General features: G+C 35.1%; 30 protein-coding genes and 3 pseudogenes. 7 read left to right on the top strand and 26 right to left on the bottom strand.

What is annotated here, in order from left to right; genetic code table 11:
* Window positions 1–11: 11 nt before the first annotated feature.
* Window positions 12–1,019 carry a ThiF family adenylyltransferase gene (locus LC087_RS16955; protein ID WP_226542450.1) on the bottom strand — a complete coding sequence of 336 codons (1,008 nt, stop codon included), beginning with the start codon at window positions 1,017–1,019 and terminating at the stop codon, window positions 12–14.
* A gap of 199 nt (window positions 1,020–1,218) precedes the next feature.
* On the opposite strand from LC087_RS16955, the gene LC087_RS16950 reads away from it, so the two are divergent.
* On the top strand, window positions 1,219–1,749 hold the full coding sequence (locus LC087_RS16950) for a hypothetical protein (RefSeq protein WP_226542452.1): 531 nt from the start codon (window positions 1,219–1,221) through the stop codon (window positions 1,747–1,749).
* 284 nt (window positions 1,750–2,033) lie between these two features.
* Here LC087_RS16950 and LC087_RS16945 read toward each other — a convergent pair whose 3' ends face one another.
* The 5 genes and pseudogenes from LC087_RS16945 to LC087_RS16925 form a co-directional block, all read right to left on the bottom strand.
* On the bottom strand, window positions 2,034–2,222 hold the full coding sequence (locus LC087_RS16945; RefSeq protein WP_306019727.1) for a hypothetical protein: 189 nt from the start codon (window positions 2,220–2,222) through the stop codon (window positions 2,034–2,036).
* Complete coding sequence (locus LC087_RS16940) at window positions 2,215–2,694, bottom strand: Rieske 2Fe-2S domain-containing protein (RefSeq protein ID WP_306019726.1); 480 nt, start codon at window positions 2,692–2,694, stop codon at window positions 2,215–2,217. Before LC087_RS16940 ends, LC087_RS16945 begins: the two co-directional genes overlap by 8 nt.
* Before the next feature lie 65 nt (window positions 2,695–2,759).
* Window positions 2,760–3,302: a 4Fe-4S dicluster domain-containing protein gene (locus LC087_RS16935; protein ID WP_226542459.1), complete on the bottom strand. Its 543-nt coding sequence runs from the start codon at window positions 3,300–3,302 to the stop codon at window positions 2,760–2,762.
* 60 nt (window positions 3,303–3,362) lie between these two features.
* A pseudogene (locus LC087_RS16930) lies at window positions 3,363–5,487 on the bottom strand (molybdopterin oxidoreductase family protein).
* A complete protein-coding gene (locus tag LC087_RS16925; RefSeq protein WP_226542464.1) occupies window positions 5,484–6,665 on the bottom strand; it encodes an MFS transporter in 1,182 nt (393 codons plus the stop codon). Before LC087_RS16925 ends, LC087_RS16930 begins: the two are co-directional and overlap by 4 nt.
* A gap of 176 nt (window positions 6,666–6,841) precedes the next feature.
* On the opposite strand from LC087_RS16925, the gene LC087_RS16920 reads away from it, so the two are divergent.
* On the top strand, window positions 6,842–7,591 hold the full coding sequence (locus LC087_RS16920; protein ID WP_306019725.1) for an Mrp/NBP35 family ATP-binding protein: 750 nt from the start codon (window positions 6,842–6,844) through the stop codon (window positions 7,589–7,591).
* A gap of 335 nt (window positions 7,592–7,926) precedes the next feature.
* On the opposite strand, the gene LC087_RS19830 is transcribed toward LC087_RS16920, so the two are convergent.
* From LC087_RS19830 to LC087_RS19820, 3 genes and pseudogenes are all read right to left on the bottom strand, one after another.
* Window positions 7,927–8,265 (bottom strand): hypothetical protein, encoded by a 339-nt coding sequence (locus tag LC087_RS19830; protein ID WP_371932719.1) that lies wholly within the window; start codon window positions 8,263–8,265, stop codon window positions 7,927–7,929.
* A gap of 51 nt (window positions 8,266–8,316) precedes the next feature.
* Window positions 8,317–8,367, bottom strand: a pseudogene (locus LC087_RS19825) (hypothetical protein); the annotation flags it as partial.
* On the bottom strand, window positions 8,345–8,644 hold the full coding sequence (locus tag LC087_RS19820; RefSeq protein WP_371932622.1) for a YwiC-like family protein: 300 nt from the start codon (window positions 8,642–8,644) through the stop codon (window positions 8,345–8,347). The pseudogene LC087_RS19825 and the gene LC087_RS19820, both read right to left, overlap by 23 nt.
* Before the next feature lie 174 nt (window positions 8,645–8,818).
* Between LC087_RS19820 and LC087_RS16910 the strand changes: the two genes are divergently transcribed.
* On the top strand, window positions 8,819–9,940 hold the full coding sequence (locus LC087_RS16910; RefSeq protein WP_226542468.1) for a TIGR04053 family radical SAM/SPASM domain-containing protein: 1,122 nt from the start codon (window positions 8,819–8,821) through the stop codon (window positions 9,938–9,940).
* Window positions 9,941–10,163: 223 nt separating this feature from the next.
* A complete protein-coding gene (gene ric, locus LC087_RS16905) occupies window positions 10,164–10,877 on the top strand; it encodes an iron-sulfur cluster repair di-iron protein (RefSeq protein ID WP_226542470.1) in 714 nt (237 codons plus the stop codon).
* Window positions 10,878–11,540: 663 nt separating this feature from the next.
* Here ric and LC087_RS16900 read toward each other — a convergent pair.
* The 6 genes from LC087_RS16900 to LC087_RS16875 all read right to left on the bottom strand — a co-directional run bounded on the left by LC087_RS16900 (window position 11,541) and on the right by LC087_RS16875 (window position 16,041).
* Entirely contained in the window at window positions 11,541–11,675 is a 135-nt protein-coding gene (locus LC087_RS16900) for an FbpB family small basic protein (RefSeq protein WP_226542472.1), read from the bottom strand.
* 413 nt (window positions 11,676–12,088) lie between these two features.
* Entirely contained in the window at window positions 12,089–13,201 is a 1,113-nt protein-coding gene (locus tag LC087_RS16895; RefSeq protein ID WP_306019724.1) for an RNA-guided endonuclease TnpB family protein, read from the bottom strand.
* A 360-nt stretch (window positions 13,202–13,561) separates the two neighbouring features.
* Window positions 13,562–14,839, bottom strand: a complete 1,278-nt coding sequence (locus LC087_RS16890) for an MFS transporter (RefSeq protein ID WP_226543229.1) — start codon at window positions 14,837–14,839, stop codon at window positions 13,562–13,564.
* Between the two features lie 77 nt (window positions 14,840–14,916).
* Window positions 14,917–15,168 carry a hypothetical protein gene (locus tag LC087_RS16885; RefSeq protein WP_226543230.1) on the bottom strand — a complete coding sequence of 84 codons (252 nt, stop codon included), beginning with the start codon at window positions 15,166–15,168 and terminating at the stop codon, window positions 14,917–14,919.
* A gap of 4 nt (window positions 15,169–15,172) precedes the next feature.
* Complete coding sequence (locus LC087_RS16880) at window positions 15,173–15,541, bottom strand: SHOCT-like domain-containing protein (protein WP_226543231.1); 369 nt, start codon at window positions 15,539–15,541, stop codon at window positions 15,173–15,175.
* Between the two features lie 104 nt (window positions 15,542–15,645).
* Entirely contained in the window at window positions 15,646–16,041 is a 396-nt protein-coding gene (locus LC087_RS16875) for a DUF2089 domain-containing protein (RefSeq protein WP_226543232.1), read from the bottom strand.
* A gap of 391 nt (window positions 16,042–16,432) precedes the next feature.
* Here LC087_RS16875 and LC087_RS16870 point away from each other — a divergent pair, with 391 nt between their 5' ends.
* Window positions 16,433–16,798, top strand: coding sequence for a DUF5684 domain-containing protein (locus LC087_RS16870; RefSeq protein ID WP_226543233.1), 366 nt, complete (start codon window positions 16,433–16,435; stop codon window positions 16,796–16,798).
* 29 nt (window positions 16,799–16,827) lie between these two features.
* Here LC087_RS16870 and LC087_RS16865 read toward each other — a convergent pair whose 3' ends face one another.
* The 4 genes from LC087_RS16865 to LC087_RS16850 form a co-directional block, all read right to left on the bottom strand.
* Complete coding sequence (locus LC087_RS16865; RefSeq protein WP_226543234.1) at window positions 16,828–17,097, bottom strand: DUF1294 domain-containing protein; 270 nt, start codon at window positions 17,095–17,097, stop codon at window positions 16,828–16,830.
* Window positions 17,098–17,564: 467 nt separating this feature from the next.
* Window positions 17,565–18,188 carry a nicotinate (nicotinamide) nucleotide adenylyltransferase gene (nadD, locus tag LC087_RS16860; RefSeq protein ID WP_226543235.1) on the bottom strand — a complete coding sequence of 208 codons (624 nt, stop codon included), beginning with the start codon at window positions 18,186–18,188 and terminating at the stop codon, window positions 17,565–17,567.
* Between the two features lie 255 nt (window positions 18,189–18,443).
* Complete coding sequence (locus LC087_RS16855) at window positions 18,444–18,704, bottom strand: hypothetical protein (protein ID WP_306019723.1); 261 nt, start codon at window positions 18,702–18,704, stop codon at window positions 18,444–18,446.
* A 3-nt stretch (window positions 18,705–18,707) separates the two neighbouring features.
* Entirely contained in the window at window positions 18,708–18,902 is a 195-nt protein-coding gene (locus tag LC087_RS16850; protein ID WP_226543236.1) for a hypothetical protein, read from the bottom strand.
* A gap of 125 nt (window positions 18,903–19,027) precedes the next feature.
* Between LC087_RS16850 and LC087_RS19815 the strand changes: the two genes are divergently transcribed.
* Window positions 19,028–19,270, top strand: a complete 243-nt coding sequence (locus LC087_RS19815) for a DUF3953 domain-containing protein (protein ID WP_371932621.1) — start codon at window positions 19,028–19,030, stop codon at window positions 19,268–19,270.
* Window positions 19,271–19,305: 35 nt separating this feature from the next.
* A complete protein-coding gene (locus LC087_RS16845) occupies window positions 19,306–19,776 on the top strand; it encodes a GNAT family N-acetyltransferase (RefSeq protein ID WP_226543238.1) in 471 nt (156 codons plus the stop codon).
* A 100-nt stretch (window positions 19,777–19,876) separates the two neighbouring features.
* Here the strand turns inward: LC087_RS16845 and LC087_RS16840 are convergent, their stop codons facing one another.
* The 7 genes and pseudogenes from LC087_RS16840 to LC087_RS16810 form a co-directional block, all read right to left on the bottom strand.
* Window positions 19,877–20,242: a hypothetical protein gene (locus LC087_RS16840; RefSeq protein WP_306019722.1), complete on the bottom strand. Its 366-nt coding sequence runs from the start codon at window positions 20,240–20,242 to the stop codon at window positions 19,877–19,879.
* A 110-nt stretch (window positions 20,243–20,352) separates the two neighbouring features.
* Window positions 20,353–22,023: pseudogene (locus LC087_RS16835) on the bottom strand (DUF3981 domain-containing protein).
* A 96-nt stretch (window positions 22,024–22,119) separates the two neighbouring features.
* The gene (locus LC087_RS16830) at window positions 22,120–22,683 is read right to left on the bottom strand and encodes a nucleotidyltransferase domain-containing protein (protein WP_226543243.1); all 564 of its coding nucleotides are present in this window, start codon (window positions 22,681–22,683) and stop codon (window positions 22,120–22,122) included.
* 252 nt (window positions 22,684–22,935) lie between these two features.
* Window positions 22,936–23,298 (bottom strand): HAD hydrolase-like protein, encoded by a 363-nt coding sequence (locus LC087_RS19810; RefSeq protein ID WP_371932620.1) that lies wholly within the window; start codon window positions 23,296–23,298, stop codon window positions 22,936–22,938.
* A gap of 838 nt (window positions 23,299–24,136) precedes the next feature.
* Window positions 24,137–24,397: a CD3324 family protein gene (locus LC087_RS16820; RefSeq protein ID WP_226543245.1), complete on the bottom strand. Its 261-nt coding sequence runs from the start codon at window positions 24,395–24,397 to the stop codon at window positions 24,137–24,139.
* A gap of 281 nt (window positions 24,398–24,678) precedes the next feature.
* Complete coding sequence (locus tag LC087_RS16815) at window positions 24,679–25,719, bottom strand: hypothetical protein (protein ID WP_306019721.1); 1,041 nt, start codon at window positions 25,717–25,719, stop codon at window positions 24,679–24,681.
* 15 nt (window positions 25,720–25,734) lie between these two features.
* Window positions 25,735–26,493, bottom strand: coding sequence for a hypothetical protein (locus LC087_RS16810; RefSeq protein WP_306019720.1), 759 nt, complete (start codon window positions 26,491–26,493; stop codon window positions 25,735–25,737).
* Window positions 26,494–26,527: the final 34 nt, after the last annotated feature.

Below are 26,527 nucleotides of genomic sequence, written 5' to 3'. Positions count from 1 at the left end.
CACTCTCCTTCCTATCCAACGATACGATCAAAAATTTTCTTTGCTTGATTTATGTCCTTCGTTCCATGAACAAGTGCCCGCCCATCATAAAAAAAGACTATTCGATATTCTTCCACATTCACACTTAAAAGATAAGGGTTACGAATGAAAGAATAATGTAATAACTGTATCTCCAATTGGTCTAAATCAATCTTTTTAAACATCCTTATTTGCACAGTATCTCTTCCACATAGAACAGCCACTTTCGTTTGATTTTCATCCTTCAATGCAGGAAAAGAAGGGTTTTGACCACATGTTGGACAATCATTCCTTTTTGCTTTGTCTACTATCATACTATAGTTTTGATTGTTCCACATATCGAATATTTGTAGCGATTTATTCATATGTTTATGATCCTCCACTAAATATTTCAGAACCTCGGTTGCTTGATAAGCTGAGACAAGCTGAACAGTAGTCGGGATAATTCCTGCCGTATCACAAGTAGCTCCCTGCATGGGAGTAACTTTTAACAAACAACGCAAGCAAGGGGTTTTATAAGGGATAACCGAGTAAGTCATTCCTGTACTTCCTACACAAGAACCATAAATCCAAGGTTTATTTTTTAAAAGGGATAGATCATTGATTACTAATCTAGTTTCGAGATTATCCGTTGCATCCATAATGATATCCGCCTTTTCAATAAATGGTACTAAGGTTCTAGGATTTGCATCCATAACATACCCCTTAACTACTACATCTGAATTGATTAAATGCAATTTATTTTCAGCTGCTACTGCCTTAGGTAATTGTAATTTCACATCTTCTTCTGTATATAGTTGCTGCCTTTGAAGATTGCTCCACTCTACATAATCACGATCAATTATAGAAATACGACCTACTCCAGCTCTTACAAGGGTTTCTGCACTAGCAGTTCCTAATGCTCCAGCGCCAACAATAACAACATGCTTTTCCTTCAATTTGTTTTGTCCTTTAGTTCCAATAGGTTTAAATAACGCTTGTCTTGAATAACGATCATGCAACAAGGATCTTCCTCTCTCCAAAAGAATGTGCTATGTTTAAGAATCGGTTTGAAACAACGAAAAATAGCTTTCTTACCATCAATATTTAAACATCCCCTGTAAAAAACATCACAATCTAGGGGTGACATTATCCTTATAATAAAATCAATTTAAAACACAGGTTGTGATGATGTTAACACAATAAAGAGGTGGGATAGTAATGCTTTCAGTTCAACTTAAACCCAAGAACGTATCATTAATAGAATCAGTACTTAAAGAAAATCAATTTATAAAAAAACAAAATAATTATGTTTATTTTCATTCACGCAAACAACTGATCACATGTAAAATCACACTAGGTCGAGAGCTCCTTTTAACTTTTTCTCCTTCCCTTCAATTAGAAGAATACGAAATGATTCACAATATAATAATCCAATTAGTAAAGTTAATGGATGCCTTTTATGATGATTCTAATAGTTTACTCGGTTACCTTCAAAAGGGGGAAGGAGCCTATATTTTGACTAATTGGGATGAGTGGTATATCTTTCTTAAAAAAGCTAGCCTTAATAGTTTGGAAGGAAAAAAAGTCATCATTAAAGATAATGATAAGGACTTAGGAAGCGGTTTACTCGTCGATTATGTATTTCATGATCACTCACCTTCAATTATCTCCTGTACCATCGTTGAAATGTTAGGAGAAAGAACCTATACAGGGGTAAATTTGAAGGTTGTCCCAACGAATGAATGGTAATGTTCAAAAAACACTCGTTACTCTTATGAGGGAGTATAAAAATCTGTCCTTATTCGGATGGTTCTTTTATTTTTGTCTAGCTCCATTGCCCAGCAACTCCGACGCACACGATGTGCTAGCGTCAACGTTATTCATAGGACGTGACTGTTCTTAGTTGACGTTCCACCACATTCATAAGTCGACGAACAGGAAGTGCTAGCATCATCGTTAGCTACAGGACGTGGCTAACGATGATGCTAGGCCATCCAACACATCGTAGGACTTTTTGAACAACCTCTATCACTTTAATACTCTTGTTTTCTCCAAAATAAATAGGTAACAAAACTAACAATAGATGTTGCAACTCCGATTGCTGAAAAAATCCACACTTGTGTATATTCTTCACCATAATATGATTCAACTGTCCACTGTAGCATAACGACATTAACCGCTAATGAAATAAAAATGAGTATCCAATATATTTTCTTATCCATGGCGAACTTTCCTTCCAATTGCGTAGACGTTCCCATCTTGAACTTCCAGCTCAATTAAAGGTAACTCCCGTTGAGGTGGCCCTGCCATAGGTTGACCACTTGATAAATTAAAATACCCTTTATGGCAAGGACATACTAACGTTTCTTCTTCCTTTTCATAAAATACTGGACATTGTAAATGGGTACACTTACTATTATAGGCTTTTAATTCACCGTCTTTTGTATGAATTAAAATTGCTGGTTCACTTTCATCAGGGTAGTTAAAATTCACACTACTGTTTTTCTTAACTTCTGCCAATTTACATATAAATGTTCGATCACCCTTCTCTCCCTTTATCTGGAAGGCTAATGTCGAAAATGGAAGAGTAGCTAATCCAAGAGTGACAGATGCTCCTACAGCTGATTTCAAAAAGCTGCGGCGGTTAAACTTTAAATCATCAGCTCTACTTAAATTATCGATAAGATTGATCATATTCTCATCAGATTTTTTTTTTATTCGATTGATTCTCCTTTGTCATGATTTTTCATCCTTTCGACTTAATCTGTGTAAACACCAAAGAATTCAGGAACATAATCCCATTTATTACCTTCTTGCGGTTTCTTCCCCTCTACTAAGTTCATTTGTGTTCTTCTTCTTCGAAGTTGTTGCATTTCATCAAAATCGATAAAACGAATCGCATCACTTGGACAAACGGACGCACACATAGGCGCAATATCGTGTTTTGAACGGTCATAACACATATCACACTTATACATTTTGTTTTCTTCAAAGTCGAACTTAGGAATACCGAATGGACAGCCAAACGTACAATTACGACAGCCGATACATTTTTCCTCCATTGCTGATAATACAACGCCATCATCTGTTATTTGAATCGCATTAGCAGGACAAACTCTAGCACATGCCGGGTCTTTACATTGCATACATAACATTGGATACGTTTGACGACTTTCAGTAAAATCGACATATTCCACATAATTACGTTCTTTTGCATCATGGTCACCACATTCCCTACAAGCAGCTTGGCAAGCACGACATCCTATACAACGTTCAAACTCTAAATACATGATTTTATTCATGACCCTTACTCCTTTCTGAATTTATTTAACCACCTCAAAGTTGCTTTCTAAAAAAAGTTACTATACTTTTTCCATCTTCAAGGAACAAACTTTAAACTCGGGCATCCTTGAAGTAGGATCTAAACAATCACTCGTTAGTTGATTTACAGCCAGCTCTTTTCCCCAATGGTATGGTACAAAAACAGTATCTTTTCTGATCGCTTTGGTGATTTTCGTTTTAACGGTCATATTCGATCTTGGCGTTATAAGTTTGACAAGATCTCCATCTCCAAGACGATATTCATTAGCTAATACAGGATGGATCTCTGCCACTGGCTCAGGATATTGTTCCATTAGAAAATCGATTCGTCTTGTTTGATTTCCCGATAAATAATGAAACACAACTCGCCCTGTCGTTAAAAACAATGGATATTCTTTTGTTGGAGGTTCTCCAGCATCTTTCCATTCCACAGCAGCAAGATTCGCCTTTCCATCTGGTGTGGCAAAAGAGTCTTTGAACATGGTCGGCGTTCCTGGGTGATTTTCACTTGGACACGGCCAAAACACCCCATCTTCTTTTTCAATACGCTCCCACGTAATACCAGAATAGTCCGCTTTTCCACCTTTTGAAGCGATCCGAAATTCCTCAAAGATCTCGCCAGCATTTTTATAAGGGAAATGCTTCCCTTTCCCCATTCTTTCAGCTATTAAACTCATAATTTCCCAATCTGTCTTACTTTCCCCTATCGGCTCACTTACCTTACGTATGCGTATAACACGTCCTTCTAAATTAGTGGTTGTTCCTTCATCTTCTGCCCAGCTTGTAGCAGGAAGAACGACATCAGCAAATTGGGCAGTTTCCGATAAGAAAAAGTCACTAACAACTAAGAAATCTAATTTTTTAAACCCTGACCATATGTACTCTAAATTTGGAGCTGAAACAGCAGGGTTACTACAAATAACATGCATACCTCTAATTGTGCCTTTTTGAATTTCAGCAAACATCTCATAAGCAGACACACCTGGCTTCGGCATTTCACTTGGGTCAATTCCCCAAACTTTAGATATATAGTTTACTGCCTCCGGATCGGTCAACTTTCGATAACCAGGAAGTAAGTCCGATTTCTGTCCGTGTTCACGCCCCCCTTGACCATTCCCTTGTCCAGTGAACGTTGCCACTCCAGAAGCGTACTTCCCAATTTGACCTCTCAATAACGCCATACTTGTATAAAGTCTTACATTCACTACACCTTTAGATTGTTGCTCAACCCCTCTAGCGAACATAACCACTGACTTTTTCGACATACCATATATATGGGCGGCCTTAATAATTTTTTCAGGCCTTACTCCTGTAATGGAAGCCGTGTATTCAGGTGTAAAAGGTTCTACTGTTTCTTTCAGTTCTTCAAAATTGTTACAACGATTTAATACATAATCGTAGTCTACATATCCTTCTTTAATAAGAAGATGCAACATTCCATTTGCTAAAGCTGAATCAGACCCAGGTTTAATATCAAGATGAACATCTGCCACTCTTGCCGTAGGTGTTTCTCTCGGGTCTACAACAATCATTTTTGCCCCTTTATCTTTTGCCTTCCATAACCACTGAATGGAGGTAGGATGGCATTCGGCCGTATTGGAACCTGCTATAAAAAAGCAATCTGTATGTTCTAATTCTGGCCAGCTTAGGGTAGATCCCCCTGTCCAAACCTAACGTTTGAATAAATCCACCGGCAGCAGAGCTCATACAAAAGCGACCGTTGTAATCAATAAAACGTGTCCCAAGTGCTACTCGTGCATATTTCCCAACAAGATAACACTTCTCATTCGTCATCGACACGCCTCCAAAAACAGATAGAGAATCTTTTCCATGTTCTTTTTGAAGTCGTTTGAAGTTTTTCTCAATAAGAGTTAATGCTTCCTCCCACGTAGATTCAACGAATTCCCCATTTTTCTTAATTAGTGGTTTCGTTATTCGGTCCTTATGGTCAATGGTTTGATAAGCCGTCACTCCTTTCGGACACATTTTTCCCATTGTTACAGGCCAATCATATCGTGGTTCAACCCCTACCACTTTTCCAGACTTTTCATTGACTCGAATATGCATACCGCACTGCATACCGCAATAACAGCAATGAGTTGTAATTAGTTTTTCCCCTGGTTTATGAAGGTTTTTCACTCCTGGTTTGGTCATAAATTCACTCATTGTTTTTCTCCCCCCACCTGTTTATATTTATCTATTTGCTCTTTAACTTCATCTGAGAAATCATAATATTCATCCCTTCTTTCTGCACTAAACCCTGATAGGTGGATTCCATTCATGGTTGAGATTGGGTTTAATTTCTCCTCACTACCATCCTCCATGTTAAGCTGCTTTAATACCCGAATCCGCCTCCGACAACTTGGACAATAGTCCGATAAGAAACTGCCATCTGAAAGTTGCAGATCAATCTTTTGTTCTTTTAAAATTGCTTGAACATCTAAAACTTGGTCATCTGAGCTATACGGTGTATTGCAACGTTTACAAGGCTTCGTATCAATTTTCCACTCTTCTTGATAGTTCAAAGGAACTGCTGTAGCTAAAGGTCTCACTGGAAAATGGAACAACTTCCCAAAAGGGAAATAAATTAATAAGATTACCACTGTCACTTGATGAATGAGGGTTAAGTAGTGATGCATATAGCCATCTAGCAATGCATACGATACCGTTAATAAAAGGCCTGTAACTGTAACAGATAACAATAAATAAAGTGGAAACAAATCAAATTCTGCCCGTTGTGTTACTTTCACATCCTCGTTTTTAATTCTTCTAGCTAGAGCCATACAAACACCGATTAATACCATGATTGCTGTTATATTCAAACCGTTGTAGACTAATTCTGCAAATAAACCGTCTGCATTCATTTGGAAGGTTTTAAAACCAAATAAGACAAGTGCATATGTTTGTGAATTAACCATATCAAAACGCATCCAACCAAACGTTAATCCAAACGTGATAATAAATGAACCAATACACCCCCAAGCAATTAAGATATGCTGTACACCACGGTAAACCCCTCTTTTAAATATGAATTTTTGGAGAATGATATTATCGAATGCGGTTTTAAGTATAGACCGGATATTTCTTTTCTTACGCTCCCTGTTCTTTAAATTTCCCATACTCCTTTTGATTACTTGTTGTGTCGCTGGTCTAACTAGCCAAGCACTCATTCTAATGGTTAAGCCAATAGCAAAAATTATAGACGAGATAAAATATCCCATTAAGGCAAAATCAAACTGGAGAAACCTTTCTGTACTTATCCACACTGTAAATAACAAAAACAGGACGACAAAAAATGCAATTTTACTCGTTTTTGAATAAAAAGATTGGTCAAATAGCTTCATATAGTAAGCACCTCCTGTGATATTTTTAACACCTTACCGACTCATTGTTTGATAGTTTCAATTTAGATTTTCATATTCATTTAGTTTTATTTTAAGTGTAGACATTTCACTACCCTGTGAAGTAAATCACATGTTTTTAACACTCTTGGGATCAATTAGAAGAAGGAGGTGCAAAAATGCTTACAGGAACAATCATTGCGGTTACAAGTGGAAAAGGTGGAGTCGGAAAGTCAACAGTTGCCGCTAACCTAGCGATCGCTCTTGCTAGACAAGGTAAACAAGTTGCTTTAATCGACTTAGATATATATGGATTTAGCATCCCTAAAATATTAGATATCGAGAATCGTTTAAAAACGATTAATGGAAAAATCATTCCCATTGAATCTCATGGGGTAAAAGTGATAAGCATGGGGTTTCTTATCAAAAATAATGAACCTGTTGTCTGGAGAGGACCGATGCTTGGAAAAATGGTCGAGCATTTTTCCAAAGATGTCATGTGGGGAGAATTAGATTACTGTATCCTTGATATGCCGCCTGGAACAGGAGATGTGGCACTTGATCTGCACCATTATATTCCTGAAAGTAAGGAACTAATTGTCACTACCCCTCATCAAACCGCCTCGTTTGTTGCAGAAAGGGCCGGCGTTATGGCGATTAAATCTAAACATGAAATAGTTGGTGTTATTGAAAATATGTCCTATTTTCAACCAAAAGACAGTGATCAAAAATATTACTTGTTTGGTGAAGGTGGAAGCGAGGAAGTCGCAAAATCCTTACAATCTGTTGTAATTGCGAAGTTACCTATTGAGGAAGCTTCTAATAATCGTGCAACAACGGCAATCTATCAGGAAGGATCAATATTGTTTGATCATTATAATCAATTAGCACAGGTGATCAATGAGCGGGTTCACTCACAGAAAGGGTAAGAAAGGTTTTGTCTGAAAAGTAACTTTTTAGAAAAAACCTTCATAAAAATAAAGCTTCTTCGCTAATTACACTGTAAAAAAAGTGCTTAGCTCTAAACATCTGAAATTAACTCAATTAATAAAGCGGTGTATTCTTCCTTACAGAGCTTGTTTTTCAACTTGTAACAGGTGGAAAATACTGAGCAATCAATTGAACTCATTCCCTTGTCTGCCTTTAAAAATTCTAAATGGCGAAGAGCCAAAATAAAACCCAAAAATGCTGTTATATCGACATTTTTGGGTTTTTAATTTGCTAACATTCACTATGAACATGGACTTTCTGGACAGACCGTTTCTCATAAAACCATAATCAATGTGATAAGAACGAAAACAGAATTAAAAATTTCACTAACGCCTATTTGAATAACCGATAGTTTTTTTCCATATAAAAAGACTGCCCGAAATACACTTGGAATAAATGGAATCACAACTAAATAGCTCGGAACAAATATCAACAAAATGATAACAAGGCCGATATGATACCCCCAAGAATACCCTTTAAATTGCTTATTGTTTTTTTCTCGAATCATCGACTTAACAAAAAACGTACTGCCTAAAAAAAATAAAAATGGAAAAAGGATAACAAGGTATGAATCTGTATTAAAAGAACCCGTTCCTAAATAATGACTAGCCAACCCTCCCATACAAAATACAAGAATGGCTACTATATCATTTATAAAGGCTCGATCTTTTTTCTTTTTCGAAAAATAAGTATTAATAAGGAAGAAAGGAATCATAGCAAAACCAAAAAAAAATCATTTTCCAATTAAAAATGACAACTATAATTAGAAAAAGAAGAGCGAGTGCTCCATAAGTGATCGCCCATTTCCTATAAAACTCTTTTTTCTTTCCCTTTGTCAACATGAGCAAAGGATAGCTAGCCAAATACAAGAAAAGCCAACCTAAAAAAAGTGGAACATGTACCCATGTAAAAGAGCTCAATGCCATTCCTAGTACAAACGGAACAATTAACATTGCCCATGCACCGTGCTGTTTAGGAATAAAAGGTTTCATTGAATTCACCATCTTTCTATCATCATTACATTTAGTATAAAAAAACAACCTGTGATATTATGTGATGTAATTCACACACCTAATTATCATAATCAGGTAATCTTATTACAGATTACATCTCTCCTTTTTCTTGAGATGTTCATTTTTTAACGTCATTTACAAGGACTGATCAAGATGTTCAATCGAGACTACAATAAAAACCCTTTCATCGTGATTTGGGAGCTCACGCGTGCTTGTGAGTTACATTGCCTTCATTGCCGAGCAGAAGCACAATATCATAGACATCCTTTAGAACTAACCTTTGAGGAAGGTAAGAAATTAATTGATTCTATCTATGAAATGGACAATCCTCTTCTTGTTTTTACTGGTGGTGATCCATTAATGCGCCCAGATGTTTTTGAAATCGCATCTTATGCCATTAAAAAGGGGATACGTGTTTCTATGACGCCTAGTGCTACTCCCAATGTCACAAAGGAAGCCATTGAAAAAGCAAAAAAAATTGGATTATCCCGTTGGGCATTTAGCCTTGACGGACCAACCGCCTCCATCCATGACCATTTTCGTGGAACTTCAGGCTCATTTGATTTAACGATGCAAAGCATTCAGCATATTCATGACCTTGAGTTACCACTACAAATTAATACTGTTGTCTCACGCTACAATTTGGATCAACTCGAGGAAATGGTTAAACTAGTCGAAAAGTTAAACTGTGTGTTGTGGAGTGTATTTTTCCTTGTTCCTACTGGAAGAGGAAAAGAGTCAGATATGATTTCCGCTGTAGAGCATGAAAAAGTATTCAGATGGCTATATGAAGTCAGTAAGAGGGTTCCTTTTGATATTAAAACAACAGCCGCTCAACATTATAGAAGAGTCGTTATTTCTGAAAAATTAAAAGAAAAACAGCAAAATCAAACCATTCGCTATTTAGATGCTTTAAAAGAAGGAGCAACAGGTAGTATTGATGGACTTGGGCGTGCTCCAAAAGGCGTTAATGATGGAAATGGATTTGTTTTTATTTCTCATATAGGTGATGTATATCCAAGTGGCCTTCTACCTATAAAAACAGGGAATATAAGAAAAACTCCGCTACATACTATCTATCGAGAATCTCCTATTTTCAAACAATTAAGAGACCCTAATTTACTTAAAGGCAAGTGTGGAGAGTGTGAGTTTAGATTTGTTTGTGGTGGTTCACGCTCACGTGCCTATGCTCTTACAGGCGATTACCTTGAAAGCGAACCTGCATGTGTTTATATACCAAAAAGCTTAAGGAATAAAGAAAACAAAACCAATTGAATAACTCTAAAAAAATACAAAGGCTTTCGAAGGCGGATTAGCCTGAAACAAACGTAAAACTCTTACTATTCCCTTCTGGAATCAAATTTTGTGTAAAAAGATGATTGAAAAGATTATAAAAGCCTTTTCGAGTAACAATAACATGTGACTTTTTTCACAAGTAAGTGTATTTAAATTTGATACAGTATTAATGAATGAGAGAAATTAACTAGGAGGAATTATGATGAGCCAAACTTTTTCCGAATCTACCATAGTTGCCGATATAGTCAAAACATTCCCTAAAGCAAGTGATTTATTGAAATCCTATAGAATAGATTTTTGTTGCGGTGGTAACCGCCCTATTATTGAAGCCATCCAAGAAAGAGGATTAGATAAAAACGAAGTTCTTGAAAAATTGAACGCTAGCTATGAGAATCATTTAAAACAAGATGATCAATCATTCGATTGGAACAGTGCCCCTTCTTCTGAAATAATAGATTTAATTATTCAGAAGCATCATGAATACTTAAGGGAAGAGCTTCCACAACTAAGTCCATATATCACAAAAGTCAATCGCGTCCATGGACCACAGCAACCTCACCTTACAGCTATGCATGACTTATTTTTTGAGTTAAAAGCAGAATTACTAGATCATATCGTAAAAGAAGAAAAGACAGATTTTCCTCTTCTCCTTCAATATGAAGAAAATCCTTCAGATGAAAATAGAGCAAAACTTATGGAGGTACTTGATAAATTAGAAGAAGAACATGAACATGCAGGTTCAATCCTTAAACAATTAAGAGAAGTAACTTCTGACTACACACCACCAGAAGGAGCATGCGGAACTTATCGATTGGTATATCGAAGATTAGAAGCACTAGAAGATGATCTTTTTCAACATATTCATAGAGAAAACAATATTCTATTTAATAGAGTGCAAAAAGCGATTAACTCTTAATCGTTTTTTAAAGGATATCCTTCGTCATTTAAGGATATCCTCTGCCATTCATTCTTGTTATTTTGAAAAAGACTTTAAACGTGCGTGTTCAAAAAGTAGGGAAAAAAGGACGCTGAATAGAAAAGCTGAAACCCTTTGTTCACGCTAGGGCGAGCATAAGGCGGGGAGAAAAGAAAGATGTTCTTTATCTTTTGTTCTCACTGACTTATGACCTCGAGGGTGTAAGGGTTGAAGCTAGACAAGAACGAGGCGGTGTAGCTTTGAGCACTCACAGTGTACGTTCTTGGTACATGAGGAGCGGAAAAGCAAACCAACAAAGTTATTCAACCGACATTTTTTAGGACTTTTTGAACAACCTCTTAACGTATTAGTTTTCCCTTTCTATTTCCTTCAAAACCTCCATCCACTCACAGAGTAACTCTGAACGACCGTAACAATACTATTCTGAAATCGAGGTGGATTTTTCTTTTCCTCACTTATGACGGACATATAAAAAGCGTCTGCAACAACAATCAATGTACATACAATAAACATTATTCGTAAATGTCTTTTCAATCAAAATCGTTTCTCCTTATGATAAATTCATATGAAAGAGATCGATTTTTTTACACTCGCCTTCGTCCTTTCCAGTCAATTAGTAAGAAATATCATTTTACTTCTAACTCACCCATTAGTTCCGGTTTCCACATACTTTTCGTCTATACGTTGTTCAATTTTCTCTAGCTTCTCCTTATCTTGTAATAATTCTTCTTTGTTTTGCTTCATTAGTTCTTCTAACGATACTTTTACTTTTCTCATAAATCTCTCATCTCCTTATTATTATCATAAACCCCTATCTATTCTCCTCTTAGTAAACGTCAAAATAAAAAACCTCTACCAAGTTAATTGGTAAAGGTTTCAAATACAGAAAAGACCCTCACCATCAGGTAAAGGTCTTGCTAACAATGGTTAAATTGCCAACAAAGCCGAGAGTCAAACGCTCTGTAATGACGACTTTGCTGTAAAAGCTACTCCCCTTTAGGAGAAAAAATATAAAGTTTAATGAGTTAAATTTATATTATTTTTAATAGGCTGTCAAGGATTTTATTTTAGAGAAGTGAACTACATACCACCTACGCTAGCGATTAGAGGTGGATGCTTCCTAGGTACATAAACATAATGGTCTCTAATGGACTAGGCGATCCCTCGTGAACCAAGAGTTCTTGTTTCCTTTATGTAAGCTTTCGAATACCCTCGTTTTTGATATTGATAGAGGCATTCCAATCTCGATCGGATGAGAATCCACAATGACAATCGAAAACTCGGTCAGAAAGCGTCAATTCTTCTTTGATTTGACCGCAATTTGAGCACGTTTTTGAAGAAGGAAACCATTTATCAATCTTGATTAGTTTCTTTCCTTGTTCTTTTAACTTGTACTCTAAATAGGATGTGAACCTCCCCCAGGCATTATCAGCTACACTTTTACCAAACTTCAATGCTTGAGACATCCCTTTCATATTGAGGTCTTCAATAATGACGCAATCGTATTGGTTTGCGAGTCTATAAGACTGTTTATGAAGAAAGTCTTTTCTTTGGTTGGCGATTTTCTCATGAATTTTCGCTACTTTTAAGCGCTGTTGATGCCAACGAGAAGAGCCTTTTGTTCGTCTAGCTAATATGCGGCTTTCTTTGGCTAGCTTCTCTACCATTTGACGATAAAAACGAGGGTAATTGGCTTTCTTACCTGTTTCACTATCGACAAATAAGCCATTCATCACAAAGTCTAGACCAATCAATAAATGAGCTGGTTGTTCTACAATTTTCTTTTCATATTCAGTCAAGATGGACACAAAAAACTTCCCTGTTTTAGTCATGGAGATCGTACACGCTTTTATCTTATGTCCATCAGGTATTGGGCGATGCTGTTTGATTTTTATCCATTTCAGTTTTGGTAGTTTGATCAATCCATCTATAAGTTCAATATTTCCATTTACAACGTTTGTTGAATAGGATTGTCTCGATTTACGACTTTTGAAGGTAGGAAAGTCAGCCTTTTTAGCAAAGAAGTTTTGATACGCTTTTTGAAGATTGATTTGTGCATTCGCTAAAGCGAGTGAATCAACTTCCTTCAACCATTCGAATTCTTTTTTGTACTGGGCAGGTGTCGGGAACTTTTGCATTTTCAAGGTTTCCTTATCATCCTTATATTTCTCATAGGTTTTCTTACGGTCATCTAACATTTTGTTGTACACAAAACGCACACAACCAAAGGTTCTGCGAATAAGAGAAGCTTGTTCACGTGTAGGATAGATACGGAATTTATACGCCTTGTTTAGCTTTGTCACGATTTTCACCTACCTTGACATTCTATAACAATATTATACAAAAAAAGAACCGATTCATCACCCACTTCCTCTTCATTTAGAAGTGGGCGACTTCTCGGCAATTACGTTAAATAAAACCTTGTTGATTTTTTTATACACTAAAAACTCAAAATTACTCCGATGTTTTTAAAGTTTTTCCCATACTATTTGTATATTATATATATATGGTAAGGGATTCTCCTCTCTTTCCGTGGAAGAGTTGGCAAGCCCTCTTGTTCGTCCCTCTAATTATTAAAATTCACCTGAATTATTTTTCCGCATAAGTCTTGCGGTGATGTTTTTAATAGAAAATTAACTAATTTCATAAACAAATATACTCACTCACACCTGCACCTCAGGCATGGATTTCTCTACCGTCATCTTTTCTTCTTGTTCATTTAATTTCGGTAACGTTAAAGCGTAAAATATGCCAATAACAAGCATTAATAACGCGATTCCATAGTATATCCAATCAACGGTTACAATTATTTTTGGGAATAATAAAGCAATTAAGCCAAGAGATACCGATTGAGCTAACATCATGATCGGATCAATCCATCCGTTCACTCTTCCCATGAAGGTAGGATCGACAATCGAAGGAAGCCACCCAGAAAGGGCAACGTTTAAAGGACCTATAATTATACCTGTTAAACCAACAAATACGAAAAACAGTGGAATAGAAGTAGATAGACCCATTGAAACCGTTGTTAAACTCATTAAGATGATGCCTATTATAATAATCATGTATGGCTTAAATTTCTTACCTATTACAGAGGCTAGTGCACTACCTGCAAACACACCGCTACCAAATACGATTCCAAATAAGGATGCATACCACTCATAGTTTTCTGGAGATAATTTATATTTCATCGTAAACAGTGGCAAGATGGCAAATCCGCCATTAATGAAACCAAATAAGAAAAAACCCATAATTAGTGTCAACAAAAGCTTCTTATTTAAAATATAGCCTCCGCCCTCTTTAAAGTCGTGAATCGTTTGTTTAATATTCAGCTCTTTTATCTTAAAATGTCCGTTTGGAAGCCTTGCTTCTTCATGTATTTGACATGACTTGATCAACATTGCTGATACGACAAAACTCAAGCCATCAATGATAAATGCCCAATAAATTCCTAATAATTTATACGTTATCGCGCCCATTCCTACTCCAAACAGCATGAAAATACTGTGGACCATCATATTTAATCCAGCTGCCGTTTGATACTGCTCTTTCGATAAAATCCCTTGAATTAAACCAGCTTCTGCTGGAAAGAAAAATTTAGATACTGCACTTCTTAGAAATAAAATGGCAAACATTAACGGAACAATCGATGTTATAAAAGAGAAAATTAAAAATAGGGTTAGGATTGCTCTAATCCAGTCAGAATATTCTGCTATTTTTTGTCGATCTAACCTATCCGCCAACACACCTACAAAAAGAAAGACAACAAGGGTAGGTAGCGAATACATCAGTTCAGCTAAAGTTGCCAAATAGGGTTGGCCACTGAAGCGATCCAGTAAATAAAAGGCAAACGCCATGTTTCCGACTATCGTTCCCATCTGAGAAGTAACCATTGCAAAGAATAGTTTAACAAACGTTTTATTTTGAAAGATCTCCCTCATCTTATATCCTCCGAAAAATAGATAAATTTGCAAAAAACAAGCGCAATTCCACGAATGATCCTTGCGCTTAATGATGGTTATAATGTTATTTTTACTTTTGTTCCATCCTTTGCACTTACATTCACAAGCTCGGTTCCCTTATACTCTTTCAGCACATTAAAGACTTCATTGATCATCTTAGAATCAATTTGATCAATCATTTCTGAATAACCACTCTTTTTTAAGATTCTTTTTAAAATTGCTTTTGAAGTCATCAATTTCAGAAATAGATAAGGAACCTTAATACGAATAGGGAATTTGACATCAGGTGTATCTACACGAACTTTCATCACATTACTGGATGACGACTAGAACGGTTTCGCCATCTGCTCCTTTTATATCTACGATAGGCCCTTCGACATTATTTGCGATTGCCTCAAGTATTAAATTAATGTCGGCTCCTTTTAAATGTTCTTGAACAATAGGGAGATTTTCCACAGCTCCATGAACAGATTTCACAAGTTTTAAAGGTAAGTTGACATTTACTTTATCCCCATCTTTCGAATCAACAATCACCTTTAATCTTTTTTCTAAATACGAACTTTTTTCTGTTAGTGGATCTTCTCTTTCACCTTTTAAGGCGGCTATAATCTCCGTTGCTTCTTCGCTAGTAACCTTTCCCTCTTTTACCATCTCCAACACTTTTGAAATTTCTTCTTTCAACCTTCTCCACCCCTTATGAAGTTTTTGACTATCTCAAAAAAATTTTATAAAATGAACGTACACACTTTTTTCAAGCACTTCACTCTCATGTGAAGTGTCTTTTTTTATTTCTTTTTTAAAAGCTTAATGGCTTCTTCTGGACTAATCTCTCCTGAGCTTAGTTGCTCAATCACACTTCTTTTTTCTTCATTGTTTTGAACATTTTTCACTTTACTAACTACTTCAGGGTCTACCTCTTCTTCCCTTAACTCACCTATAACTTCCTCCAACTTATTCCGAACAGTCGGATAGGAGATCCCAAGAGCTTTTTCAACCTCTTTTATACTCCCTCTACATAAAATGAACGTCTCAATAAATTTTAGTTGCTCTTTTTTTAATGAAAGAATAGCAGGTAAATCAAAAGAATTTTCAATTGTTGTATTACAGCTTCCACATGTTAGCTTAGAGACTTTTAATTTCTCCTCACATACCGGACATGTAGTTATTACCGGTACACTCACTAATTTCCACCTCCCTTATAAGTATTATAAAACCAAATATTCATAAAATCAATATGTATATTAATTTTATTAATTGTATTATTAAATATTTAAACTTATATATTAATTTTATAAAAGGTACATGTAAAAAAAGATTGTTTATCCAATATTATACTGAAGTTATTTAAATACTTACATTCTCCTTTTTACTCGTGTAACATAAATAAACATTGTTTATAAGAACCCTATTAAACCCACCATAAATTTCTTTTTTTTGAATGATCGATTTTAAATAATATAATTATCCATTTTTCAAAATAATAACTAGATTTTACAGTGGAATTAGTATACAATTATAAAGGTTTGAACTGTCATGTTATAAAATTCAATGTTTTTATGGAGGTCATTTTTAATGGAAGAAATGCTTGTTGCACTCTTATTATTTTTAATCACATTTCTTTTTTATTTTGCAGGGTCTTATCCATTTTTCCTATTGTTTAAAAAAGCTGATTACGAGAATGCTTGGTTTGCCTTTATTCCCATTCTCAATATAATTGCACTCTTGCATGTCATTGAAAAGAGTGGTTGGAATACTTTGTGGTATTTCGTTCCTGTTGTAGGGCTCGTTTTTACCATTATTTGGTTTGTGTATTTCCTTAGGGCTTATAATCAAAACCCTTGGTTTGTATTACTTTGGTTATTTACAGGACCGTTTGCCTATATACATATTTTTTATATGGCAATTTCCGAAAACGTTCAATATGTAGGAGTAGATTAGATAAAAACTACCTTTTTAGGTAGTTTTTATTATAATCCATTAAAAATATAAAAATACAAGACTAACAAACATATATATAACAATGTAATTAAAGGTACACCAAAGCGAAACAGATTTTTCCTCGTCTTATGATTAAACATTTTCATTCCTAAGTATACTCCGACCCCTCCACCTAAAAGGGTCAAAACGAAAAATCTTATCTCAGGTATTCTCCACTCACCTTTGCGAGCATTCGATTTATCCATTCCCATAAAAGCAAACCCAATTATGTTAATTATAATAATAATGGCTAATAACATACTTTCACTCCTACAAAAAAATGCTTGTCTCTATTGAGAGACCTTAATAAAAAACCCTTCCTCTACATTCATTATACGACTTCAATGTAGTAAAGGGTTGATAAATTTTACTTTTATTAAAATTAATAGAATTCAAAAATTTCACTGGGCTCACTCGTTGATCATGATTATTTTAACTGCAATATAAATATCATTATCATTCATTCAAACCTTTATTTCTTGACCTTCTTTCAAATTTCCACGCCCCCTTACCTTTGAGCCGAACCTGAATAAAATTGTATTCAACCTCTGGATTAACTTTAAAAGGGGCAACATAAAAATCATTTTCTGTAAGATTGGTGAGTGTGCCATGAACATCTGGCTTTATTAGCGAACAAAGGACAAATACTATCGAAGAAAAAACAAACATAACTAAAAAAAGATCATGAATCCTTTGATTTCTTTCTTAATAAAAAGCCCCTTTCTTTTCAGTCTTCATAAAGTCCATGTTCCTTAATATAATAATAGCAACTATTTGGAAGTAAATATTTAGGCTCTCCACCATTTGAAAATTCTTCTCTTATATAACTCGAGCTAATTTCCATCGCCAACCCTTTGTCTATTAAGTGAAATGTCGTACCATCATCATTATTTCGTAAAATAGGTGAGTGACTAATCGTTCTAAGCATATCGATATTGTCTCTTGCCATCACGATAAATTTATTTTCTTCCACCAACTTTTCTCCATTACTCCACTTTCCACTTCCAATATCGACTAATAAATCTGCCCCCATAATGAAATAAACATCATCATTAGGATATTGACCTTTAAAATGTTTCATTGTTTCATAAGTTGTAATTTTCCAAGGGTCCTGTTCCATTTCAAAACTGTCAGCAACAATTTCCCTTTCTCTTTCCTCTTCTAATGCCATCGTCAACATATTCCATCGATGCTCATCATCCGTATTCATCTTCTTGTCTTTTCTTTTACTCGAACAAGGCAAAAAAATGACTTTTTCTAATCTACACCTACTCGCAACAGTGGATGCAGTAAATAAATGAACATTGGTTATTGGATCAAATGAAGAACCATATATACCGATTTTCGCCACGCATTATCCCTCCAAATTATTTTTTATTTAAACGCTTTTAGCTCTGATTTTTTTATTCAATCTCATACACTTTTTTCATATTCAATTACCACATTGAAAATTCCTTCATAAACTTATTTCTAAAAGCGTTACTGTAAAATGAAAATGCTCCAAGTTTTTAATACTCAGAGCATTTTTTAAATAAAACTAAACTTTTTGCTCACTTGTTTCGTTCAGACTCTTTGAGTGTCTTATCTAGAAAGAGTTTCGAAAGTTTCACGGCTTCCCACCTGTTAAAGAGTTTATATAATAACCCACAAACATGAGAATAAAAAAACTAAAAAACATCACAAAATTGATAGCTATAAGCCAGTATTGTTTTTGGAAAGTCGCAAAATACACTCCAATTGGAGCAATAACAAATGTTATGATCCAAAAAGGACTTGCCATATTTAAAAAGACATTGGGAATCCAAACAAGGACACAGATTAAAAAACAAGCAAATGATATGTAAGTATAAGAAGAAGATTTTTTCATCTTCTATTCACATCCTCCACCTGAAGAGCCACCATCCCCACAGCTTGAACTATAATCTGAAGGGTTGTCTCCATAAAAGAGTCCGCTACTTGAATTAACATGATGATCGTTATAACTGCTACTTGAGTTTGGTTTTTTAAAAGAACTAACAATACTAATCATTATGATGAATGCTACAATCACTAAAAAGAAACCCATTTTACACACTTCCTTTATGTGAAATTTATTCCTATATGTTTATACGACCTCTAAAGAGAAAAGTTCCCTGTTATTTTAATAATATGGAAATATGGTACTATAAAAAGTAAACATCTCATTTTTTTATGGAGGAAACCTGTTTGTTAACTTTTTTAAGAATTGTGTTTTCTATTATTGTTGTAACTCTAGCCTTATCAGTTCGGATTATAAATAATTCCAATTTAATCCCATATATACTTCTATCAATGGCAGCTATGATGTTCTTAGCGGGTATATCAGAGCAAAAAGAAAAAAGGTGGGGACTAGCAATACTATCCTATTGTTCATCTGGTTTCGTACTTTATGTATCTGTATCGCTTATTGTTTAATAGTCTTGAAGTAACTAGAGAAGGAGAAGTTTTAAATGGACACACATTACATATTTAAACAAATAACGCAGGAACAAGCCGAACATATTGCTTACCAATGGCATTATGATGGCATTTATTCTTTTTATGACATGGAAGCAGACAAAGAAGACTTAGAAGAATTTTTAGATTCTGAAATGAGAGGCTATTTTATTTTTGCTGTTACAAAAGATAATGAGTTAGTAGGGTTCTTTAGTTTTTATAAGGATGACCCCGATGCCATTGATATCGGTTTAGGGATGAGACCTGACCTTACAGGAAGTGGATGGGGGTATTCCTTTTTAACATCAGGCATCAAATTCGCTCGAGAAAAATACCAAACTAGTAAAATAACACTATCAGTCGCAACCTTTAATGAAAGAGCGATTAACGTATATAGAAAGTTCGGTTTTATAGAGGTTGAACGGTTTATGCAAGACACGAATGGAAGTAGCTATGAATTTTTAAAAATGGTTTATCATTGTTAAATCAAAACCTTTAAAAGGGACATACTTCGTATATGTTTGTTTAGATCATCGATTAAATCATCATGTAAAACGTTCAATTCACTTGTGCTTTTTTCATTCATTATAGCTCCCCCATCCTCATCCAACCATAAGGAGTATGAATCATCGGTTCTATTCTATTATCATATGTTATCGTTAATACATAATCTAGTACGATTACATCAACTACTCCATCTATTGGTTCGGCTCTCTTTATGAATTCTACAAATAGTTGTATTTCAGTTGTATCTATTTGCAAATATGTGATATGAGGTTCCGCAACATCGTCCATACTCCCCCTCACATTTGCTATTGATATTGTCTCGATTGTCCTCCCATTTAACTTTATATCTTCAATTATTTCTTTCTTTTGATCACTAAAACTGATAATTGAATCAGGGATGATCAATATCATAGAAACAAATAAAAGTTTCTTAACGGAAGTCAAAGCATTATAATTCCTCCAAACAAATTTTATAAAGTGTAAAACCTCATGGATTTCGCATTACTTTCCAAATTCAAAAGACTACCCAAAAAGCTTAGGTAGCCATACCAATTTTATTCATTTATATTTTCATTCGTATATTGAGACACAGAGACTAACAAATTACCCGTATCCAAATAGGTGAGGTTTACGTTATCTCCGACTTCTGTAAATAGAGCATATGGATAGTCAGCCGATGAAACCATAAAAATTTCTTTTCGATCCTTTAATAAGATATAGACGATGGTCGTTTCCTCGACTTTTTCTTTGTAGGTACGAATAACTTCTCCATCGATCTTTTTTTCTTCCCCTGATGATGACGCTTTTTCAACACCGATGCCTCTACTTAAAACACTTCTATATTTTTTAAAGGCCTCTTTTTGAGTCGATCCAGTTGCAAAGATTTTCGCATTTGAAGCTCCTATCACAGCATACGACCGAACTAAACCACCATCATCAACGACAGGGACAACCCAAGTCGCTTTGTCATAAATATTGTATAAGACCGGCATCGTCCCTTTCCACTTCTCTTTTTTAAAGGAGTTCTCGACAACTTCTTCAGCAGCAGATCCATCCATAATCCCTTTCACTAGATCTCCATTATAATACGTTAGTTCCCCTGTTCTTCCATCAATTAACGAATAACCTAGAGCTGAATCAACCCCTTCTTTAGGAGATGTAAAGTCTGTAAAATAATACATCTTTCCGTCTTTACCAAAGATGGGGGTCACACCTTCTTTGGTTCCCCATTCTGTGGGTAATTTTACATCTGTTTGTGAAAATACACTATTCAAGTAGCCCTTCACTAAAGTACCAAAATAGTCATTTTGTAACGACGCTGTTTCATGGTTTAATACACCATCAATAAATTCAGGAGCCTCTTCTTTTTTATATGTTTTCACTTCACCCGTTTGTGGATCAGTCAGTACCACCCCTTCAACAACAAACCCGGAACGTCCAGAAACAAAAGTCCCGTAAGTCATTGTAAAGAATGGCTTTCCTTTCTCGTCTAATTCTAGTGTAGGTTCTCCATTGAAAATTAAATTAGGCTCTGCTTTACGAACCACACGCTCTAAATTTTACCCAAAGTACATACTAGGAATATATTTCATCTCATAATCTGTGAACACCTTTGCTTCAGCATCTGCATTAATACCCGACATTGTTATATATCCTGGTGAAAAACCAGCTTTTTGTGCTTTGAAAAAACTCGAAACTTCAATTGGAGCCACATAGATTGCCTCTCCATTGACTACTTGTGGAGTTAATTCCCCTAGTTCATAAAAGGATACATTTTTTATATCACCAAAGACTTTTTTCATCTTGTTTCTTGCTGTTTCAGGTGGAACCGTGAAAGGAGTATCTTCTTCCGTAAACACTTCAGATATTTCCTTCATTTCTGATTGAACTGAGGCGTATTTTTCATCTGCTGAGACCATTCCATGAATGAATCCAAAATAAACAAAAGATAGCAACAAAACACCTATTATAGAAAGCTTCAACACCAATTCCCATTTTTGAAATTCACTAAGATAATATAAAGAGACAAATAGAAATATAGCCCCTACAATTGAATAATCAACTAAAATTGAGCTAAAGTTGTTATCTAGTAATAAAAAGTATTCCATAAGCCCTACAACAATCCAAAACAGAGTTGGAAGGAAAAACATTCGAATATTGAACGGTTTCTTTTTCGAAAAAGGCAACATTAATATAGTCATAATTAACAAAACAATAAATTTCATGGTTTCAATCCCCTTTTACCTCATCTTTTTATAAAAAAATATGCTTCCATCCTCATTTACGATTGAAACAGTATTTAAGTTTCATCTTTCAAACCATCATAAAAGTGGTAACCATTTATGATCTAAATCACATGATCTAATCGCTTGTTTTAACCAGCTTTTCTTTTCATCATCCAAGTATTCTTCCACTTCCATGAAGTCCCAATGATCCTTTTTCCGTGTATTTTTCATCTTATACAAAAGAACAACTTCAGGGCATAAGAACGGCACTCCCGTTTTAGTAAACTGAATGACAGACGTTAAAGGATAAGAAATGTTCAAATTCCTTCTATATCTCCATTCATCACCTTTCGTTTCATTTAAAAGTACCTCCAAACTCTCACCATTCGTATTCACACCATGTATTTCGTGAATAGGTAAATATAAAACCTCATCACCCCAAGGCTGAAGTTCCCCTTCTACTACTTTTTGAAAACACCAACCTTTGAGATGGATCTTTAACTCTAACTGATCCTTTCGAAAAATGACAATCTCAATATCCCCGTGTTCTCTCGTTTCCCTTCCTATAAATAGATCAATTGCCCAACCACCTGCAACACACCATGGTTTATCAAATCTACTCATCAACTCATTGACTACTTGAACTTGTTTAAAATTCATTTCTATTCCTCCAAAAGAAAAAGAACACCACATTAACTAATAGTGTCCAAAGACTTTTCAAATTCCTTTTCCCTTTATCTATGCTAAAAAATGATCCAACTCTCTTACGTCGCTCATAATTTGATTTGGCTCAACAGTAAAATCAACTGGGTGGTAATGTGGTAACCACTGCACCCCAATTGTATGTACATTTACTCGTCTACCTGCCTGAATATCAGCATCACTATCACCAAGAAAGATCGTTTCACTTTCTTATATGTTTAACTGTGTTAATACTTTATTAATCCCTTCCGGATAAGGTTTCAGTAACTCTACATCATCTCCAGTCACAATGACATCAAAGAAATGATTCATTTTTAAGCCCTCTAATGATATATCTAGGCTTCTGCATGCTTTTCCTGTTACAATCGCTAATTTATATCCATCTTTTTTTAACGTATCAAGCAACTCTGTTATTTCATTATTATCCTTAACCAGTTCTTGATGCTTCTCTCTATATTTCTCATAATATAGCTCAATTGCCTGATCAATATTTTTATTGATTAGATTCTCTCTTATAATTCCTGTTTGAGAAGAACCAAACATTGCTTTCACTTCATCAATAGTCAATTCCACATGATCAAACTCTTTGAATACTGATTGAAACGCAACAAACAAACAAGCAATGTGTCAGCCAGTGTACCGTCAAAGTCAAAAATAATTGCTTTCAACATAAACACATCCTTTTTTAGTGCATGTTTAAAAAGTAGGGAAAAAAGGACGCTGAATAGAAAAGCTGAAGCCCTTTGTAAGTCCATCATCTAAGAACAGCCGCGTCCTGCGGCTAACGATGATGCTAGCACATCGTGTGCATCGCCGACCAGCATAAGGCGAACATAACGTGAAGGTGTTCTTTACCTTCACTAAATGTTTGACTATTTCTGAAGATCTACTAAGAACAGTCACGTCCTGTGACTATCGTAGATCCACCTAAATCCTTTAGGCGTCTCCGATGTAAGGGCTGAAGCTAGACAAGAACGAGGCGGTCTGCTTAAGGAACGCAGGCTAAGTTCAGCCACGTCGCGAGAGCAACGCCTGCGCTAGCCCGTCCTGGGCATCGAAGCACTCACAGTGTACATACAGGCTAAGAACGTCCCCATCCTAGGGACAACACCCGTGCTAGCCAATCCTGGCGTCGGAGGAGCGGAAAAGCAAACCAACAAAGTTATTCAACCGACATTTTTTTTAGGACTTTTTAAACAACCTCTAAAAGGAATAGATTCCATCGAATGTCCAAGTAAGAAATTCACATATGTCCTCTTCTGTTCTTCTTCTAATTATAAATTTCATAATCCTACACCTCCTAATCTTTATTATATTGGAACCATTCCCACTATTCTTCCTATTAAATAGCTATGTATAAATTATGAGGGCAGTAAAAAGAATGCCTAATACACTAGACATTCTTTGATTTTTATTGATAGATGATTCTTTCTATACTTTTGATAGAAAGGTGATATTCTTCTGCTAACGTTTCTTTGTTTGTTCCAGTACGGTATTTTTGATGAATGATCTTATTGCGCATAAGTAACTCCTCTTTCGTTCCGCTCTTCTCTCCCCAAGAACGTTCATTGCCTTTCTTTCTAGGTATATATAAGTACTCTCCATCTATATATTCTTGAAGTTGTGTAATTAGTTCTTCAGGTAATACTTGATTCGCATTCTTATACCCCATACCGATCCTGCCTCCTTATTGTTTAAAGAAGAAGCAAAGACTATTATGGTTTTGCCTATTAACAGCCTTTGCTGCTAACAGGAATATTTCTTACTCTATTAAAAAAACCCCTTAATGGTGCATGAAATTACACTCTATTTTATTATTGAATATTCTCTATATATCCAATTAAAAGTTCTCCCTTATTTTCTTTATCCATTGGACTGTTGACTTTTAATTTTCCTTCATACAACGTTTCTCCTGTCCTTAAATCGCCTATATATAGTTTACGCTCTTTTTGTTCAGAACGTATGAGGTATATTTTCCCCTTCAATCAATTCTATATATTCACTTTCCAAGTCTTCACTTGTTGTTAAGAAATCAAATGAATCTATGCTACTCCACTCTTCTTTTTTAATATCATATTGAAAGACTTGTGAACCGTTTTCTGTATAAGAATGAAAATAGACCGAAGAATCAATAATGGTAGATGCATCGATTGATACATACTCAGGCACCATTAGTTTTTTGAGCTGGTTCTTTTCTATATTTAATAGCATGAACCCATTGTCAGCTAATTTATGTTGTCCATCCTCCACTACTTTACCATCACCTACACCTTCACTCTGCATCAAAAGATATTTTTGTGGTTTAGTAGAACTAGGGTATTCATCACTCACCCCAACCCATCCATTTTCTGTATCTTCAACTGAAAATATAACTTCATGATTAACTAATTTCTTTTTTTCTAGTTGGAATGTGTATACATGTATATTATTTGAGTCTTGACGAACAACAACCTTTAACTTACCTGCGTAAACTTGGACATCCACCACATTCATCGTATAATAATCGTCCTTTGTTGGAACATCCATTTCAAACGCAATTCTTTTATTATCTTTTTTTTCTAACACGTCAATGTTAAATGTAAAATCGACCTTTTCAGCATTAGCAGTCCATTTTTCCTTAATATCAGCATACACTAACAGGTTGTTATCTTCATAGAAATTTGAAGCTTGATGATCTTTGCCTCTCATAAAAGATTTATATCCATCAATCATGTTTTTCATAGAATAATCAATACTACTTAACACTTGCTGAACCAAAGTTTGATTCTCACGGGTAACTGTATCTTGATTTGTAATTTTTAAAGTTCGGTACTTATCATCAACCTCATATGTAGCATTTATTAAAAGGTTGTTTAACTCATCCTGATCACCACTTACTTTTTCAAATTCAACCGTTGTTTTCTCTTCAGCAGCGAAGAAAGATTGTATGTAAAACGTTCCTAATACTAAAACCGAAACAATACAAAGGGCAATGATTTTCCAATATCGTTTCATCTATATAACCTCCGATCAACCTCTCATTTTGTTCTTCAACAAGTAATTGCTTGTCCATATTGAACTAGCTAAAATCAATAACGCTACTCCCGCTTCTATGAGCAACAGATCAAGTAGATAAAAATAATAGTCCAATAGAAAAGCATCTACAATCAAAGGAAGTAAAAAAATCACGAAAGAGACAACACAATATAAAGCACCCCAAATGATCCCTTTTATACGATAAGAGCGTTCAAACAAGATCGCAGTAAAAACTACAAAAACACAAACCGTTCCGAATCCATAATATAGAAGGAAATCTAAAAAAGTTCCTGGTAGAAATAGAACGAGAGAGGAACTATTATTTATATCATAGATTGGAAGATCTGCTCTAAATTCACTTGGAACAAGCGATTTAATAATGGTACTCTCTATTGGAAGTAATAATACCTGTAAAGCAAGTAACCCTAAAATACAAATCAAAATAGTTGTCGCTTTCGCAAAATAAATATTAATACGTGCTGTCGGTAGCATTAACAAACGGTAACTAAACGTATTTTTCCCTAACCAATCACGATACCAAATGAAAAAAACATAGATTAATAAAGTTACTACAGCAATCGCAATTGATAGATCAATCCAATTTGAAACATAATGAATAGAAAATGGTCCATAACTTTCCATAAAGTTTTCTCTCGAAACTGAGTTACTGAAAACCAATTCATTATCTTTCATTATTTTTTTCAATTCATTCATATATAACTGGAGAGTCAAAAGTTCTCCGGAATTTTTCAAAGCTTTTTCCCCATACTCGATGTTTTTTATGTAA

This window comes from Bacillus carboniphilus (assembly GCF_020524035.2).
Classification (GTDB): domain Bacteria; phylum Bacillota; class Bacilli; order Bacillales; family JAIVKR01; genus Bacillus_CC.
The sequence above is the reverse complement of the archived record's forward strand: the minus strand, read 5'-3'. Positions and strand labels throughout refer to the sequence as shown.

Excerpts from the sequence above, each read along its gene's own strand:
- LC087_RS16940 (WP_306019726.1), bottom strand. The coding sequence starts at position 2,694 with ATGATCAATCTTATCGATAATTTAAGTAGAGCTGATGATTTAAAGTTT.
- LC087_RS16945 (WP_306019727.1), bottom strand. The coding sequence starts at position 2,222 with ATGGATAAGAAAATATATTGGATACTCATTTTTATTTCATTAGCGGTT.
- LC087_RS16830 (WP_226543243.1), bottom strand. The coding sequence starts at position 22,683 with ATGAATTTTAAACAAGTTCAAGTAGTCAATGAGTTGATGAGTAGATTT.
- LC087_RS16885 (WP_226543230.1), bottom strand. The coding sequence starts at position 15,168 with ATGAAAGTTCGTGTAGATACACCTGATGTCAAATTCCCTATTCGTATT.
- LC087_RS16815 (WP_306019721.1), bottom strand. The coding sequence starts at position 25,719 with ATGAAACGATATTGGAAAATCATTGCCCTTTGTATTGTTTCGGTTTTA.
- LC087_RS16910 (WP_226542468.1), top strand. The coding sequence starts at position 8,819 with ATGTTCAATCGAGACTACAATAAAAACCCTTTCATCGTGATTTGGGAG.
- LC087_RS16920 (WP_306019725.1), top strand. The coding sequence starts at position 6,842 with ATGCTTACAGGAACAATCATTGCGGTTACAAGTGGAAAAGGTGGAGTC.
- ric (WP_226542470.1), top strand. The coding sequence starts at position 10,164 with ATGAGCCAAACTTTTTCCGAATCTACCATAGTTGCCGATATAGTCAAA.
- LC087_RS19815 (WP_371932621.1), top strand. The coding sequence starts at position 19,028 with ATGGAGGAAACCTGTTTGTTAACTTTTTTAAGAATTGTGTTTTCTATT.
- LC087_RS16890 (WP_226543229.1), bottom strand. The coding sequence starts at position 14,839 with ATGAGGGAGATCTTTCAAAATAAAACGTTTGTTAAACTATTCTTTGCA.
- LC087_RS16935 (WP_226542459.1), bottom strand. The coding sequence starts at position 3,302 with ATGAATAAAATCATGTATTTAGAGTTTGAACGTTGTATAGGATGTCGT.
- LC087_RS16900 (WP_226542472.1), bottom strand. The coding sequence starts at position 11,675 with ATGAGAAAAGTAAAAGTATCGTTAGAAGAACTAATGAAGCAAAACAAA.
- LC087_RS16845 (WP_226543238.1), top strand. The coding sequence starts at position 19,306 with ATGGACACACATTACATATTTAAACAAATAACGCAGGAACAAGCCGAA.
- LC087_RS19820 (WP_371932622.1), bottom strand. The coding sequence starts at position 8,644 with ATGAAACCTTTTATTCCTAAACAGCACGGTGCATGGGCAATGTTAATT.
- LC087_RS16855 (WP_306019723.1), bottom strand. The coding sequence starts at position 18,704 with ATGAAAAAATCTTCTTCTTATACTTACATATCATTTGCTTGTTTTTTA.
- LC087_RS16850 (WP_226543236.1), bottom strand. The coding sequence starts at position 18,902 with ATGGGTTTCTTTTTAGTGATTGTAGCATTCATCATAATGATTAGTATT.
- LC087_RS16925 (WP_226542464.1), bottom strand. The coding sequence starts at position 6,665 with ATGAAGCTATTTGACCAATCTTTTTATTCAAAAACGAGTAAAATTGCA.
- LC087_RS16865 (WP_226543234.1), bottom strand. The coding sequence starts at position 17,097 with ATGTTATTAGCCATTATTATTATAATTAACATAATTGGGTTTGCTTTT.
- LC087_RS16820 (WP_226543245.1), bottom strand. The coding sequence starts at position 24,397 with ATGGGGTATAAGAATGCGAATCAAGTATTACCTGAAGAACTAATTACA.
- LC087_RS16870 (WP_226543233.1), top strand. The coding sequence starts at position 16,433 with ATGGAAGAAATGCTTGTTGCACTCTTATTATTTTTAATCACATTTCTT.
- LC087_RS16950 (WP_226542452.1), top strand. The coding sequence starts at position 1,219 with ATGCTTTCAGTTCAACTTAAACCCAAGAACGTATCATTAATAGAATCA.